Origin of the sequence: Phocaeicola sp. GP0067 (assembly GCF_031119655.1) — a bacterium.
Lineage (GTDB): Bacteria > Bacteroidota > Bacteroidia > Bacteroidales > Bacteroidaceae > Phocaeicola > Phocaeicola vulgatus.
Window position 1 is genome coordinate 1 of record NZ_JAVHZY010000008.1, and the last position, 15,130, is coordinate 15,130.

10 protein-coding genes and 1 tRNA gene are annotated in these 15,130 nt (G+C 49.6%); 6 read left to right on the top strand and 5 right to left on the bottom strand.

The window, feature by feature from the left end; all coding sequences use genetic code 11:
• Nucleotides 1-451: 451 nt before the first annotated feature.
• Nucleotides 452-524, top strand: a tRNA-Thr gene (locus RE317_RS08335).
• 27 nt (nucleotides 525-551) lie between these two features.
• Here the strand turns inward: RE317_RS08335 and RE317_RS08340 are convergent.
• The 5 genes from RE317_RS08340 to gltB form a co-directional block, all read right to left on the bottom strand.
• Complete coding sequence (locus RE317_RS08340) at nucleotides 552-1,376, bottom strand: carboxypeptidase-like regulatory domain-containing protein (RefSeq protein WP_005851423.1); 825 nt, start codon at nucleotides 1,374-1,376, stop codon at nucleotides 552-554.
• Nucleotides 1,377-1,664: 288 nt separating this feature from the next.
• The gene (locus tag RE317_RS08345; protein WP_008671403.1) at nucleotides 1,665-1,907 is read right to left on the bottom strand and encodes an AAA family ATPase; all 243 of its coding nucleotides are present in this window, start codon (nucleotides 1,905-1,907) and stop codon (nucleotides 1,665-1,667) included.
• Between the two features lie 247 nt (nucleotides 1,908-2,154).
• The gene (gene asnB, locus RE317_RS08350) at nucleotides 2,155-3,825 is read right to left on the bottom strand and encodes an asparagine synthase B (protein ID WP_008671402.1); all 1,671 of its coding nucleotides are present in this window, start codon (nucleotides 3,823-3,825) and stop codon (nucleotides 2,155-2,157) included.
• 16 nt (nucleotides 3,826-3,841) lie between these two features.
• Complete coding sequence (locus RE317_RS08355) at nucleotides 3,842-5,182, bottom strand: glutamate synthase subunit beta (RefSeq protein WP_008671401.1); 1,341 nt, start codon at nucleotides 5,180-5,182, stop codon at nucleotides 3,842-3,844.
• A 24-nt stretch (nucleotides 5,183-5,206) separates the two neighbouring features.
• A complete protein-coding gene (gltB, locus tag RE317_RS08360; protein ID WP_008671400.1) occupies nucleotides 5,207-9,685 on the bottom strand; it encodes a glutamate synthase large subunit in 4,479 nt (1,492 codons plus the stop codon).
• A 524-nt stretch (nucleotides 9,686-10,209) separates the two neighbouring features.
• Between gltB and dapF the strand changes: the two genes are divergently transcribed.
• The 5 genes from dapF to RE317_RS08385 all read left to right on the top strand — a co-directional run bounded on the left by dapF (nucleotide 10,210) and on the right by RE317_RS08385 (nucleotide 15,080).
• Nucleotides 10,210-11,052 carry a diaminopimelate epimerase gene (gene dapF / locus RE317_RS08365; protein ID WP_008671398.1) on the top strand — a complete coding sequence of 281 codons (843 nt, stop codon included), beginning with the start codon at nucleotides 10,210-10,212 and terminating at the stop codon, nucleotides 11,050-11,052.
• Between the two features lie 46 nt (nucleotides 11,053-11,098).
• Entirely contained in the window at nucleotides 11,099-12,328 is a 1,230-nt protein-coding gene (locus tag RE317_RS08370; protein WP_008671396.1) for an LL-diaminopimelate aminotransferase, read from the top strand.
• A gap of 124 nt (nucleotides 12,329-12,452) precedes the next feature.
• Entirely contained in the window at nucleotides 12,453-13,172 is a 720-nt protein-coding gene (locus RE317_RS08375) for a hypothetical protein (RefSeq protein ID WP_008671394.1), read from the top strand.
• A gap of 117 nt (nucleotides 13,173-13,289) precedes the next feature.
• The gene (locus RE317_RS08380) at nucleotides 13,290-13,646 is read left to right on the top strand and encodes a P-II family nitrogen regulator (RefSeq protein WP_005839640.1); all 357 of its coding nucleotides are present in this window, start codon (nucleotides 13,290-13,292) and stop codon (nucleotides 13,644-13,646) included.
• 75 nt (nucleotides 13,647-13,721) lie between these two features.
• Entirely contained in the window at nucleotides 13,722-15,080 is a 1,359-nt protein-coding gene (locus tag RE317_RS08385) for an ammonium transporter (RefSeq protein ID WP_008671393.1), read from the top strand.
• Nucleotides 15,081-15,130 lie beyond the last annotated feature (50 nt).

Below are 15,130 nucleotides of genomic sequence, written 5' to 3' on the forward strand. Positions count from 1 at the left end.
GAGGCCAGATATCAGAAGGTGGAGATAGAAAAGGATGGAACGGTGCATCTGACCATCATTCCGGGTAAGGTAAAGACTATCAAACTTTGACGGATATTGAATTGTTTGGGTATGGAGTGGGTAAATTTCAGTATATCACGGGTATTTGATGAGGAGAGCAATTAGTGTAAAATAGTTTTTACGCCTTGATGTTATAATCTTTACATAAAAGAAAACAATTCTATCGTTGAAGCTCTTACGTGGGATACCGCTTTCAAGAACATAAACGAACCAAGCGGATGGGCCATGAAAGGGATACATGAAGAAGCCTACCAATAAATCCGGCATCAATTGACATAACAAAATCGGATAACTGAAAAATTATCCGCTTTTAGTTTCTTTATTTCGAAAGAAAGATATATATTTGCAACGCTTTTTCAGAAAAGCACCCGATATTGCAGAAAAAACAGTTGCCGAAATGGCTCAGTTGGTAGAGCAATTCATTCGTAATGAATAGGTCCCGGGTTCGAGTCCCGGTTTCGGCTCAAGAAGCGGTAGAATACCGCTTCTTTTTATTTTATATAGTTCTCTTTTTCCATATAATAAAGCCCTTCTCCACGGTCACCATTCTCTAAATCAGTTAACTCTACTTTAAATATTCGGTAGGGGAGAATATTTTTTTGGTGTTTGGGCATATCCACGGTCAGCAGATAGGCATTGCCGTATTCGGTAGCATCGAAGTACTCTTTTATCTCTTGTTTCATCAGAACAGGTACTTCTTCTCCATCTATCCAAACGATAGCTTTTAGTTTGTCTGCCGATGGTGCCAGCAAAACGCCTTTGGCTTGTTTGCTTAAACCTGTTTGCTCAATCTTGCTAAGATCCTGTGCATGTACAAGTGAGGATTTTTCTTCTTTTTGCCATTGCAGGGTGCGGGTCAGACTCATGGGTCGAACATATATCTGATAGGTGGGCATGCCTCCAGGGATGTGGAAAATACGTAGTCCATAAACTTCCATACGATGATAGCGAATGTTGAGAGTGGTATCACGATCGGCAATGAAATTCCATGCCCAAAATTCGAGACGTTGGTCTTTTTCCGCTAGTCTGGGTTTTACGGTATGTGGGTAGGTAGACATATTGATAGCTCCCATACTTTGATATTTTCCTTTAGGAATACGGGTGGTGTAGTATCCGTTTTTGTCAGTGATGGCTTGTTTAATGTCATCAAAAGAAGGGCTCTGCCAAAAGATGGAACAACTGTCAATGGGTTGTCCGTTATAATCTGTTACTTGTCCGCGTATGGTTACTGAATCCCGTTGTTGTGCATATCCAGCAGAATAAAGAAAAAATAGGATAAAAAGGAGAATCAATTTAGGAATAAAAGGTGTTTTCATTATTTTATCTATTAATTGTGTTTTTAATGTGTATCTTTTTCACTTCTCACCACTTCCCATCCTTTGAACTGTATCAGGACTTTATGTAACGTGGTTCCTTGAGCCAGATACAGCACTTTTCTTCAAAATTATCATAATAAAAAGAAGCGTAATCCTTTATGAACACGTAGAGGACAACATTGCAATAAGTCTCAAAACATTTTTCCAGTCTTTCCAATGAAACCCCTGTCTTTGAGAAATCAAAATAAATCATCTGGAAACGGTTGCGCTGGTCGGTGGAATTCTTACCTATTCATAGTCCGCTGAATAACTTTCGAAACGGTCTTTTTGCAAAATGTCATAGTAGGCTTTCATTATGCTTAGGAAAAGGCTTTTTCCGAAACGGCGCGGATGTATCATAAAGATATAGCTGGCTGTATCTTCAATCAGGGGCAAATACATGGTCTTGTCCACATAATAATAATTTTCAGTCCGCATCCGCACAAAGTCCGAGATGCCGTAAGGGATTTGAGGCGCTTTTTTTGTTTCCATCTTTCTTCTTCTCTTTTTTATAGCTATACAAAGTTACACCATTTTTTTCTGATACCCGGCATGGAAAGGGCTGTTTTTTCCACTCTATTTCGAAAACGTTGGCAAAAGCACCGCGCAGCCTTCCTCTTTTCGAAGGCAAGGCCGCGCAAGATTTCGGGGTGCAAAGCATCTCTTCTTTGAATACATGCTGTAAGAGAAGCGGTAAAGATATGCATGAAATTGTTGGAATCAGACTCACGTTGCCATATTATGAATCATATGCTTCTTCGTGCACTCCCTTCACGGCCCGTCCGCTTGGTTCGTTCATGTTCTTGAAGGCGGCGTCCCACGCAAGGGCTTCGGCTGTAGAACATGCCACACTGGGCACGCTTGGCACGCTGCGGGCTGCGCTTTCACTGGGAAAGTGCTCCTGGAAGATGCTGCGATAGTAGTATTCTTCCTTGTTTTGCGGCGTATTGATAGGAAACCGTTCGGCTGCGTGCGCCATTTGCTCGTCACTGACGGCTTCGGCGGTAAGGGCTTTCAGTGTATCAATCCAACTATAGCCCACGCCGTCGCTGAACTGCTCTTTCTGTCGCCATGCTACACTGTCGGGCAACATGTCTGCAAAGGCTTTGCGGACGATTTTCTTTTCGATGGTGCTTCCGGGGCACATCTTTGCCTCGGGATTGAGGCGCATGGCTATGTCCAGAAAATCTTTGTCCAGGAAAGGCACTCGGCCTTCCACTCCCCATGCTGCGAGGGATTTATTGGCACGGAGGCAGTCATAGAGGTGGAGCTTGCCTAGTTTACGCACGGTCTCTTCATGAAAGGCTTGGGCCGTAGGAGCTTTGTGGAAATAGAGATAGCCGCCGAACACTTCATCAGCCCCTTCGCCACTCAGCACCATTTTGATTCCCATGCTTTTAATGACGCGTGCCAGCAAATACATCGGGGTAGAGGCGCGAACGGTGGTGACATCGTAAGTCTCGATATAGTAAATGACGTCGCGGATAGCGTCCAATCCTTCTTGGATGGTATAGTGGATTTCATGATGCACGGTTCCGATAAAGCGGGCCACTTCGCGGGCCTTTATCAGGTCGGGCGCACCTTCCAGACCGATGGCAAAGGAATGGAGCTGAGGCCACCAGGCATCTTTTTTATTGTCGGTTTCTACCCGTTTGCCTGCATATTTCTTGGCAATGGCAGAGATGACGGAACTGTCCAGACCGCCGGAAAGAAGTACGCCGTAGGGCACATCACTCATCAGTTGGCGTTTAACGGCCTCTTCCAGTCCGTCGTGTATGTCCTGGGAATAGGCATTGTTGTTTTTCACGGCTTCGTATTCAAACCAGTCGCGGACGTACCAACGGGTCATCTTGCCTTCTTTTCCCCAATAGTAATGGCCGGGAAGGAAGGGTTCGTATTCATCACAGAACCCTTCGAGGGCTTTCAACTCGCTGGCGCAGTATATTTTGCCGTCCTTATCCTTACCTATATATAAAGGTATGACTCCGATGGGGTCGCGGGCAATGAGGAAATCGTCTTTCTCCTCATCATAAAGGGCGAAGGCGAAGATGCCGTTCAGGTCTTCGAGGAAGTGAATACCTTTGTCACGGTAAAGGGCAAGGATGACTTCGCAGTCGCTTCCGGTTTGGAAATCATATTTTCCGGCGTACTTTGCACGAACATCCCGATGGTTGTAGATTTCTCCGTTCACGGCAAGGATTTGTTTCCGGTCGGGACTGTATAGGGGCTGCCCTCCGCTTTGAGGGTCTACGATGGAGAGGCGTTCATGGGCCAGGATGGCAGAGTCGCCTACGTAGATGCCGCTCCAGTCCGGCCCGCGGTGGCGGAGCTTTTGTGACATTTTCAATGCCTTCTGACGCAGTTCCTGCGTTTGTTGCTTTATCTTGAATATTCCTACGATTCCACACATAATTGTATTTGTTGATTTATTTATTGAGATAACTGTCTATGTCCGTTGCCGCTTTCCGTCCGCTGGCAATGGCGCGTACCACCAGGCTGGCTCCGCTTGCTGCATCGCCGGCTACGAATACGTTTTCGGCGAATTGGGGATGTTCGGGCTTTAGGAATCCCATTGCCAGAAGAACCAGGTCGGCTTCAATCACTTCCACCTTTCCGGTGGGCTTCATGACAGGGCGGCCGCCGTCAGGACCGGGAGTCCATTCCACCTGTTCCACTTCCACACCGCACACTTTACCGTTTTTGCCTAAAAACTTACGGGTGGCGAGAGACCATAGGCGGCTGCACCCTTCTTCGTGGGAAGAGGTGGTTTTCAGTACGATGGGGAATTGGGGCCATGGAGTGGCAGGATTCTGTCCTACGGGCGGCTGGGGCATGATTTCTATTTGGGTGACGCTTAGGGCACCTTGCCGGTTGCTGGTTCCTATGCAGTCGCTGCCGGTATCCCCTCCGCCGATGACCAGTACTTTTTTCCCTTTGGCAGTAACCAGTTGTTCTTTCGGGAACGTCATGCCGGCAAGGATACGGTTTTGTTGCGCCAGCATGTCCAGTGCCGGGTGGATGCCTTTCAGTTCGCGTCCGGGGACAGGGAGGTCACGGGCGGTCGGAGCTCCGGTGCAGATGCAGTAGGCGTCAAAACCTTCGGGGAGTTGCCGCACATCCATGTCGCTGTTCATTTTGAAGTGGATGCCTTCTTCTTCCATCACCCGGATACGGCGGTCGATGATGGGCTTGTGCAGCTTGAAGTTGGGGATGCCGTAACGTAGCAGGCCGCCGGGAGCCTCATTCTTGTCGAAGACGGTCACTGTGTACCCTTTTCCGTTGAGCTGGTTGGCGGCGGCCAGTCCGGCGGGCCCGGCGCCGATAATGGCTACTTTCCGTCCGTTGCGTTCAATGTTCCGGGGCTTGATGTAACCTTCGCGGAAGGCTGTTTCGGCAATGGCCGCTTCGTTCTCGCGGATGGTGACGGGAGAGTCCATGCTCAGTTTCAGCACGCAACTCTTTTCGCAGAGGGCGGGGCAGATGCGGCCGGTGAACTCAGGAAAATCGTTGGTTTCGTTCAATATCTTGTAGGCTTCCTCCCATTTGCCTTTGTAGAGGGCATCTTGAAATTCGGGCTGCTTGTTGCCCAGCGGACAAGCCCAGTGGCAGAAGGGAACGCCGCAGTCCATGCAGCGTGAGGCTTGAAGTTTCCGGTCACGGCTGTTCAGAGTCTGTTCTACCTCGCTATAATCTGATATCCGGTCGTGGATGGGACGGTAGCCCGCTTCCTGACGCGGTATAGTTAAAAATGCTTTTGGATTTCCCATATCTTTGTTGTATTTCTTTTGTCGTTAATAATCTCTTTGTACATCAGCTATTTTTTGCTGTAGCTTGCGCATTTGTTCTTCTTGCAATACTCGTTTATATTCGATAGGTACTATCTGGATAAATTCATCCACATAGTGATTCCAGTCATCTAACATTGTTCGTGCCAGTTTGGAACCGGTATAGAGGTAATGCTGACGGATCAGTTCATGCAGCTCCTTCCGGTAAGATGCCTCCTCGATAAGTGAGAGCTCCACCATCTCCATGTTGCAGAAATAATCGAAGTTGTGGTTCTTGTTCCACACGTAAGCCACGCCGCCACTCATTCCGGCAGCGAAATTCCGTCCGGTTTCCCCCAGTACCACGACCCGTCCTCCGGTCATGTATTCGCAACAGTGGTCGCCTACACCCTCTACCACGGCCGTCACACCGGAATTGCGGACGGCGAAGCGTTCGCCCACCCGTCCGTTGATATACACCTCGCCGTCAGTAGCGCCATACAGCAGGGTGTTTCCGGCGATGGTATTCTTTTCCGCATCGAAATTGCTGCGCACGGGGGGCAGTACCGCAATGCGTCCGCCGCTCAGTCCTTTTCCCAGATAGTCATTCGCTTCGCCTTCCAGCTTGAAACTGATGCCGTGGGTCAGGAACGCACCGAAACTTTGGCCTGCCGAACCTTTGAATTTGATGTGGATGGTCTGTTCCGGAAGTCCTGCCTGCCCGTATTTCTTGGCAACCGCTCCTGCCAGCATGGCGCCTACCGAACGGTCCGTATTGGCGATGGTGTATTCCAGGGAAATTTCTTTTCCGTTTTCTATGGCATCCCTGGCGGCGGCCAGTATGGTCACATCCTTCACATGGGCAATGTCGTGCTTCTGTTCCATGACATGGTGTATGGTAGCTCCGTTGTCCACCCGGTGTAGCAGTCTGCTGAAATCCAATAGTGAGGATTTCTTCTCACTTGGCGCTTGTTGTATTTCAATCAGGTCTGTCCGTCCAATGATATCCTCCAACCGGGTGAATCCCATTTCGGCCAAATATTCGCGTACTTCCTGTGCTAGGAAAGTGAAATAATTCACTACATATTCATAGTGTCCGCGGAAATGTTTGCGGAGTTCGGGGTCTTGGGTGGCCACGCCTACGGGACAGGTGTTGGTGTGGCACTTGCGCATCATGACGCATCCCAGTACAATCAATGCGGTGGTACCGAAACCGAATTCTTCCGCACCCAGCAAGGCCATGTTGATAATATCCCGTCCGGTTTTCAACTGTCCGTCCACTTGCAGTTTCACTTGTCCGCGGAGTCCGTTCAACACCAAGGTCTGTTGCGTCTCGCTCAGTCCTATTTCGGGCGAGATACCTGCATACCGCATACTCGATGCAGGCGACGCGCCGGTTCCTCCTTCCGCTCCCGAAATGACAATCAAGTCGGCTTTCGCTTTGGCCACTCCGGCGGCAATGGTTCCCACGCCGCTTTCGGCTACCAGTTTCACACTGATTCGTGCCTGTGGGTTTACGTTTTTCAGGTCGAATATCAACTGGGCCAAATCTTCGATGGAATAAATGTCATGGTGGGGTGGAGGGGAAATGAGCGAGATGCCCGGAATGGAGTGGCGGGTTTTGGCAATCACCTCATCTACCTTGAATCCCGGCAGTTGTCCTCCTTCTCCCGGCTTGGCGCCTTGGGCCACCTTTATCTGGATCTCTTCGGCATGGACCAGGTATTCGGCGGTGACTCCGAAGCGTCCCGATGCTATCTGCTTGGTCTTGCTGCAAAGTGAGATACCCTGGTAGGTGCCGGTAATGCGGTCGCTGTCCTCACCTCCTTCACCCGTATTGCTGCGTGCGCCCAGTTTGTTCATGGCCAGTGCCAGCGCCTCATGTGCCTCCTTGCTGATAGCGCCGAAGGACATGGCTCCTGTCACGAAATGTTTCACGATGTTTTCTACCGGCTCCACCTTTTCAATATCGATAGGGTTTCGTTTGTGCCCGAAGAAGTCGCGCAGGAAGAGGGGTGACTCTTTTCCATCTACCATGGAGGTGAATTCCTTGAACTTCTTATAGCTACCCAGCCGGGTGGCCAGTTGCAGGGTGGAGATGGTTTCCGGATTCCAAGCGTGCCGTTCTCCGTCTTTGCGGAAAGAGAACAGTCCGTTGTGCGGTAAAATGTCGCTCACTTCTTTTGCAGCGAATCCGGCATCGTGCAGGGCGATGGCGTCTCTGGCGACTTCTTCCAGACGGATGCCTCCGATGCTGGATGTCTGTGTGCCGAAATAGCTTCTCAACAATTCCTCGCTGACCCCTACGGCTTCAAAAATCTTTGCGCCCCGGTAGGAACGGATAGTCGAAATGCCCATCTTGCTCATAATCTTGAACAAGCCCTTGCGGATGGCCTTGATATAATTCTTCTCGGCCGTTTCGTAATTCATCTGCACATCGCCTTTCCTCACCAGTTCATCCAGTACGGCGAAGGCCATGTAGGGATTGATGGCACTGGCGCCATATCCCAGCAACAGGGCGGCGTGCATCACCTCGCGAATCTCGCCACTTTCTACAATCAATGCGGTTTGCACGCGTTTCTGAACGGAGATGAGGTGATGATGGACAGTGCTAACTGCCAGTAGCGACGGGATGGCGGCATGGGTGTCGTCCACGAAACGGTCGCTCAGAATGATATAGTTCACTCCGTCCGTAACGGATTGCTCGGCTTTTTTGCACAGGTCGTTCAGGGCCTCTTGCAATCCGGCTTTTCCCTTGCTCACCTCGAATACGATAGGGAGTTTCACGGTATTGAATCCTTTATACCGGATGTTGCAGAGGATGTCCAGTTGGGTGTTGTTCAGCACGGGATGGGGCAGGCGTACCATTTTGCAATGGCTTTCGCTGGGCACCAGTATATTCATTCCCACGGCCCCGATGTACTCGGTGAGCGACATGACTAACTCTTCACGGATAGGGTCGATGGCGGGATTGGTCACTTGGGCAAACTGTTGCCGGAAATAGTTGAACAGCAACTGCGGCCTGTCCGAAAGGACGGCCAGCGGCGTGTCGTTACCCATAGAGGCGATGGGCTCGGCCCCTGTGTTGCACATCGGCATGAGGGTGCGTTCTATATCCTCGCGCGAGAAGCCGAAAGTACGCAGCATACGGTCATAGCCGTCTATCCGGTTGTCTATCTTGCGTCCGCTTTTTAAGGTATCGAGCTCGATGCGGTTGGCAGACAGCCATGCGCGATAGGGGCGGGCCGACGCCAGTTGTTCTTTCAGTTCACCGTCATAATATATTTTACCTTGTTCGGTATCAATCATCAGTATTTTGCCCGGTTGCAGACGCCCTTTCTCTTTAATCTCTCCCGGTTCGAAATCCATCACGCCTACTTCACTGGCCACTACCATCATGTCATTATTGGTAATGAGGTAACGGGCAGGGCGCAGGCCGTTGCGGTCCAACATTCCTCCGGCAAACCGTCCGTCACTGAACAGCAGCGCGGCAGGCCCGTCCCAAGGTTCCATCAGGATGGAATGGTATTCGTAAAACGCTTTCAACTCTTCACTGATAGGGTTTTTGTCGTTGAACGATTCGGGTACCAGCATCGCCATGGCATGGGGCAGGCTCAGTCCCGACATTACAAAAAATTCCAGCACATTGTCCAGTGAGGCGCTGTCGCTCATGCCCGGCTGGATAATGGGACGGATGTCTTTGACATCCCCCAATGCCGGAGAGGAAAGGACACTTTCGCGCGCCTCCATCCAACCCCGGTTACCGCGGATGGTATTGATTTCGCCGTTGTGCGCTAACAAACGGAACGGTTGGGCGAGGCTCCATGTAGGAAATGTGTTGGTGCTGAAACGGGAGTGTACCAATGCCAATCCACTGGTAAAATAGGGTTGCGTCAGGTCCGGGAAGTACTCGCGCACTTGCATGGACGAGAGCATACCTTTATATATAATGTTTTTTGCCGATAGCGAAACGATGTAGAAGTCCGTGTGCCGCACGCGCTTTTCTATCTTCTTGCGGATGATGTAGAGGGTGCGTTCCAGGCTGTCCGCATCTGTCACTCCGGTGATGAATACCTGTTTGATGTCCGGTTCGGTGGCCCGTGCGTCCTTGCCCAGGCAGGCGGGGTTGGTGGGCACATTGCGCAGGTGCATCAAGGTAAGTCCTTCGCGTTCTATTTCTTCAATCATAATGCTCAGGATGCTGGCTTGCTCTTTTTCGTCTTTGGGCAGAAATACGAGTCCGGTTCCGTATTTTCCTTTTTCGGGTACGGGGATGCCTTGCAGGAGGATGAATTCGTGGGGAATCTGTAGCATGATTCCGGCTCCGTCGCCGGTTTTGTTATCGGCTCCTTCTGCGCCTCGGTGGCGCATGTTTTCCAATACCTTTAATGCGGAGTCTACCAATTCATGCGATTTGTTGCCATGAATGTTGACTACCATGCCTACGCCGCAAGCGTCATGTTCGTTGGTTGCGTCATAAAGACCTGTTTGCTCTGTTTTTGCCATTATTGCTGTCTTTGGTTTATAATAATGTTGGTTTGTATTTCATATTGTTCTGCAAAAGTAGGTAATTTATTTCTTTTTGATGAAGAGCTGATGCTTTCTTTTGATAAAAAGATGCAGTCTTGCGTCCTTGTCTTACAGTTTGTTGTGTATATGACGTGTTTATTTAATATTTGAAAGATATATTGTGAAAAATACTTTTAAATTGTAAGTTTGGGCATTTCTTTTATTCATATAGATTGTATTTAGGACGGCATCCCCCCTTTATAGTCAATCAACCGGAGTATAATAATAGGAATATTACATCCCTCAACCATATAACGACCTATTGACTTATAATTCAAAACTATCTTCCCTTGTTCTGATGTAATTTGAAAGATAAAACAAACATTTCGGTTTCTATTTGTTATTAGAGTGAAAATAAATAAGAAAATAGAAACGATTATATCTTATAAAATATCAAAAAGACATATATTTGCATATAATTAAAAGCAAAAGGAAACAACAATAAATAAGTATTAATCAAAATGGCAACAACTATCAAGTTCACCAAGATGCAAGGAACCGGCAATGATTATATCTATGTAAATACCTTGTCTTCTCCGCTGCAAGATCCGATAAAAGCCGCCAGAAAATGGAGCGCTTATCATACCGGTATCGGTGCAGACGGTCTGGTACTGATTGGAGTATCCGAAAAAGCGGATTTCAGTATGCGTATATTCAATGCAGACGGCTCCGAAGCCATGATGTGTGGAAACGCCTCGCGCTGCATAGGCAAATATGTATACGAGAAAGGATTGACGGATAAGGAGGTGATCACACTGGAAACCCTTTCGGGAATCAAAATCCTGAAACTTCATACAGGCAACGGGGTGGTGAAGGATGTAACCGTAGATATGGGTACGCCCCTGCTATCAAACCCCGGACAGATAGCTACGAAAACCGGCGGAATGCTGGCAGAAACTATCTTGGCCGATGGAAAAGAATACAAAGGAACATTCGTCTGCATGGGAAATCCGCATGTTGTCATTTTCGTAGATGATATAAAAGAGGTGGATTTGCCGGCGGTTGGTCCGAAACTGGAAAATCATCCGCTTTTTCCTGAGCGGACCAATGTGGAATTTGTAGAAATATTGCCGGACCAATCCTTACGGATGAGAGTGTGGGAAAGAGGTTCAGGCATCACAATGGCTTGTGGAACAGGGGCTTGCGCCACCGCCGTGGCGGCCGTACTGAACCATAAAGCCGGACGAAAATCGTGGGTAAGGATGGACGGAGGCGATCTCCACATCCACTGGGACGAGAAAGACGGACATGTATACATGACCGGTCCGGCCGGAAAGGTTTTCGAAGGCGAAATAGAGATGTGATAATGATTTTGAAAAACTTAAAACAACGATAAAAACAATAACAACGATGGCACTAGTAAACGAACATTTTTTAAAACTACCAAACAATTACTTGTTTTCGGACATTGCCAAAAAGGTAAATGCATTCAAAGTCTCTCATCCCAAAACGGACCTTATCCGCCTGGGTATCGGAGATGTAACCCGCCCGCTGCCTCAAGCTTCCATCGAAGCCATGCATAAGGCAGTAGACGAGCTGGCAAACAAAGAGACATTCCACGGTTACGGTCCCGAACAAGGTTATGATTTCCTGATAGATGCCGTCATCAGGAACGATTACGCTCCGCGCGGCGTCTATCTGGAACCCGGCGAAGTCTTTATCAGTGACGGCGCCAAGAGCGATACGGGAAATATCGGAGACATCCTTCGCCACGACAACAGCATCGGCGTGACAGACCCCATCTACCCCGTATACATCGATTCGAACGTAATGTGCGGCCGTGCCGGGATACTGGAAGACGGGCGATGGAGCAACGTGGTATACTTGCCTTGCCTGAGCGAGAATAATTTCGTGCCCGAAATTCCCGACCGCAGGATAGATATCCTATACCTCTGCTATCCCAATAACCCTACGGGGACGGTCATTAGCAAGGCCGAACTGAAAAAATGGGTGAACTATGCATTGGAAAATGATACCCTCATCCTTTACGATGCTGCCTACGAGGCCTACATACAAGACCCGGACATTCCTCACTCCATTTATGAGATAAAAGGAGCGAAGAAAGTAGCGATAGAATTTCGCAGTTTCTCGAAGACGGCCGGATTCACCGGGGTGCGTTGCGGATACACCGTCGTACCGAAAGAACTCACAGCCGCCACGCTGGAAGGAGAGCGCATTCCGCTGAACCGGATGTGGAACCGCCGCCAGTGCACCAAGTTCAACGGCACATCCTATATCACCCAGCGTGGTGCCGAAGCGATCTATACCCCCGAGGGCAAAAAGCAAGTGAAAGCCATCATACAGTATTATATGGCTAACGCCCGCATCATGAAAGAAGCGTTGGAAAGTACAGGACTCAAAGTTTTCGGCGGAGAGAACGCCCCCTACCTGTGGGTGAAGACACCGGGTGAGGTAAACTCGTGGAAATTCTTTGAACAGATGCTGTATGAAGCCAATGTAGTGGGCACGCCGGGAGTAGGCTTCGGCCCCAGTGGTGAAGGATATATCCGCTTGACCGCTTTCGGAGAGCGGGCGGATTGCGAAGAAGCCATGAAACGGATCAGAAAATGGTTGCTCTGAGCACAGTACATGACAACACCTTGAAGCACTTTGTGCTTGCATCGGACTTACATCAATCAAGCCAATAGGTATATAAAATATGACATACTCACTATTATTAATTAAAAGGTAAAAAGCTATGAAGATGAATTTTAAGGAAACGGCATTGCTATTAGGCCTGTCCATGACAGTGCCGGCAACGAGCATCGCTCAAGACAAGGTGGAAGCCAGCGTAGGAGCTGACTTGGTAAGCGGCTATATTTGGCGCGGACAGGATTTGGGAGGCGTAAGCATACAGCCGTCATTGTCCGTTGCCTACAAAGGATTTTCGCTCGGCGCATGGGGATCCGCAGGCATTGAGTCCGCTGATACGAAAGAACTGGACCTGACGCTGGGCTACAGCACCGGCGGTTTCAGCATTTCGGTGACAGACTACTGGTTCAATGGCGGCCCCGGCTATTTCCACTATGGCACGCACCATACCAGCCATGTATTCGAAGCGCAGATAGGTTACGATTTCGGTCCGCTGGCAGTGAACTGGTACACCAACTTTGCAGGTGCCGACGGGGTGAACAAGGACGGCGACCGGGCTTACTCCTCTTACATATCACTCGCCGCCCCCTTCAAACTGGCAGGCCTGGACTGGACGGCAGAAATAGGAGCCACGCCATGGGCCAATGACTTCTATAACGTGTCCGCAGATCCGGAATGCAGCGGTTCGGACGGGTTCGCCGTATGCGACATCAGCCTTGGGGTATCCAAGGAAATCAAGATTACAGACTCATTCTCAGTCCCCGCCTTCGCCAAGGTGACGGTGAATCCGCGCACCGAAGGGGCCTATTTCGTATTCGGACTGAGTTTCTGACAGGAAGTGCTGAAAATGCAGATACAATAACAAATTCAGACATAACGACAAAGTAGAGAGAGGTATCAGTTTTTAAAAAGGTAAAAAGATTGGAACATATAAATTACAAGTACAACAATGAAGAAAATTGAGGCTATTATCCGTAAGACCAAGTTCGAGGACGTAAAGGACGCGTTGCTCGAAGCCGACATCGAATGGTTTTCCTACTACGATGTAAGAGGCATTGGTAAAGCACGCCAGGGACGTATCTACCGTGGTGTGGTGTATGATACCAGTTCGATTGAAAGAATCCTGGTTTCCATCGTGGTGCGCGAAAAGAATGTGGAGAAAACAGTGCAAGCCATCATCAAGGCGGCGCACACCGGCGAGATAGGCGACGGACGTATTTTCGTCATCCCCATTGAAGACGCCGTCCGCATACGCACGGGCGAGCGGGGTGACATAGCCCTGTATAATGCAGAACAGGAAAAATAAGCGCAAGCTACTTCCCTTTACCGGCAAAAGTAAAGTCGGGAATAAAACAATACTACAACGTAAACGAGAAAAATTATGGATACTATACTCTTATTTATGCTCCCCGCCGGCCTTTGGGCGCAAGATGCAGGCGTGGCAGCCACCACCGCGGCGCCCGATGCAACCGCCGGGGCCCTAGGCGAACTTGCTACCGGACTCAACACCGTATGGATGCTACTTGCCGCCATGCTGGTATTCTTCATGCAACCGGGATTCGCACTGGTAGAAGCCGGGTTCATCCGTACCAAGAACACGGCCAACGTGCTGATGAAAAATCTGGTAGACTTCATGTTCGGCTCCATCCTGTTCTGGTTCATCGGCTTCGGGCTGATGTTCGGCATAGGCGGTTTTGTGGGTGCCCCCCATTTTTTCAACTTGGAGGCGATGGACAAAATCATCGACAACGGATTGCCCATCGAAGGCTTCCTGATTTTCCAGACTGTATTCTGCGCCACGGCGGCCACCATCGTGTCCGGAGCCATGGCGGAACGTACCAAGTTCTCCATGTATCTGGTCTATACTGTCTTTATCAGCGTACTCATTTATCCGGTTTCCGGCCACTGGACCTGGGGCGGCGGATGGCTGATGAACGGAGACGAAGGCTCCTTTATGATGAGGACGTTCGGCACTACTTTTCATGACTTTGCCGGTTCTACGGTGGTTCACTCCGTAGGCGGATGGATTGCCTTGGTGGGCGCCGCCATTCTGGGGCCGCGTATTGGCAAATACGGGAAAGACGGCAAATCAAGGGCCATCCCCGGTCATAGTTTGACGCTTGCCTGCCTGGGCGTGTTTATCCTTTGGTTCGGCTGGTTCGGGTTCAACCCCGGTTCGCAGTTGGCAGCGGCGACAAGTGGAGACCAGACGACCATTTCGCATGTGTTCCTCACCACCAACCTGGCAGCTTGTGCAGGAGGTTTCTTCGCACTGGTGGCGAGTTGGATGAAGTATGGCAAACCTTCCTTGTCCCTCACACTGAACGGTGTGCTGGCAGGACTGGTGGGCATCACGGCGGGATGTGACCTGGTATCGCCTTTCGGGTCTGTACTTATCGGTGCCATTTGCGGCGTGGTAATGATATTTGCAGTCGACTTTATCGACCATGTGCTGAAAATTGACGACCCCGTAGGCGCATCGTCCGTACACGGCGTTTGCGGTTGCCTGGGAACGATTCTTACAGGACTCTTCGCTACAGAAGAGGGGCTGTTCTATGGCGGCGGAAGCAGCTTCCTGCTGGCACAGCTCTTCGGCGCGGCCGTAGTAGGAGTGTGGGCGGCAGGCATGGGCTTCATTGTTTTTAAAGTGCTGGACAAGATACATGGCTTGCGTGTTCCGAAACGCATTGAAGAGGAAGGACTCGATATCTACGAGCATGGCGAGTCGGCATACAATTAAATTAATCACAAAAGTTTTTTCCATTCATTCTACTAATCAACAACTAAACA

Excerpts from the sequence above, each read along its gene's own strand:
- RE317_RS08340 (WP_005851423.1), bottom strand. The coding sequence starts at position 1,376 with ATGAAAACACCTTTTATTCCTAAATTGATTCTCCTTTTTATCCTATTT.
- RE317_RS08345 (WP_008671403.1), bottom strand. The coding sequence starts at position 1,907 with ATGGAAACAAAAAAAGCGCCTCAAATCCCTTACGGCATCTCGGACTTT.
- asnB (WP_008671402.1), bottom strand. The coding sequence starts at position 3,825 with ATGTGTGGAATCGTAGGAATATTCAAGATAAAGCAACAAACGCAGGAA.
- RE317_RS08355 (WP_008671401.1), bottom strand. The coding sequence starts at position 5,182 with ATGGGAAATCCAAAAGCATTTTTAACTATACCGCGTCAGGAAGCGGGC.
- gltB (WP_008671400.1), bottom strand. The coding sequence starts at position 9,685 with ATGGCAAAAACAGAGCAAACAGGTCTTTATGACGCAACCAACGAACAT.
- dapF (WP_008671398.1), top strand. The coding sequence starts at position 10,210 with ATGGCAACAACTATCAAGTTCACCAAGATGCAAGGAACCGGCAATGAT.
- RE317_RS08370 (WP_008671396.1), top strand. The coding sequence starts at position 11,099 with ATGGCACTAGTAAACGAACATTTTTTAAAACTACCAAACAATTACTTG.
- RE317_RS08375 (WP_008671394.1), top strand. The coding sequence starts at position 12,453 with ATGAATTTTAAGGAAACGGCATTGCTATTAGGCCTGTCCATGACAGTG.
- RE317_RS08380 (WP_005839640.1), top strand. The coding sequence starts at position 13,290 with ATGAAGAAAATTGAGGCTATTATCCGTAAGACCAAGTTCGAGGACGTA.
- RE317_RS08385 (WP_008671393.1), top strand. The coding sequence starts at position 13,722 with ATGGATACTATACTCTTATTTATGCTCCCCGCCGGCCTTTGGGCGCAA.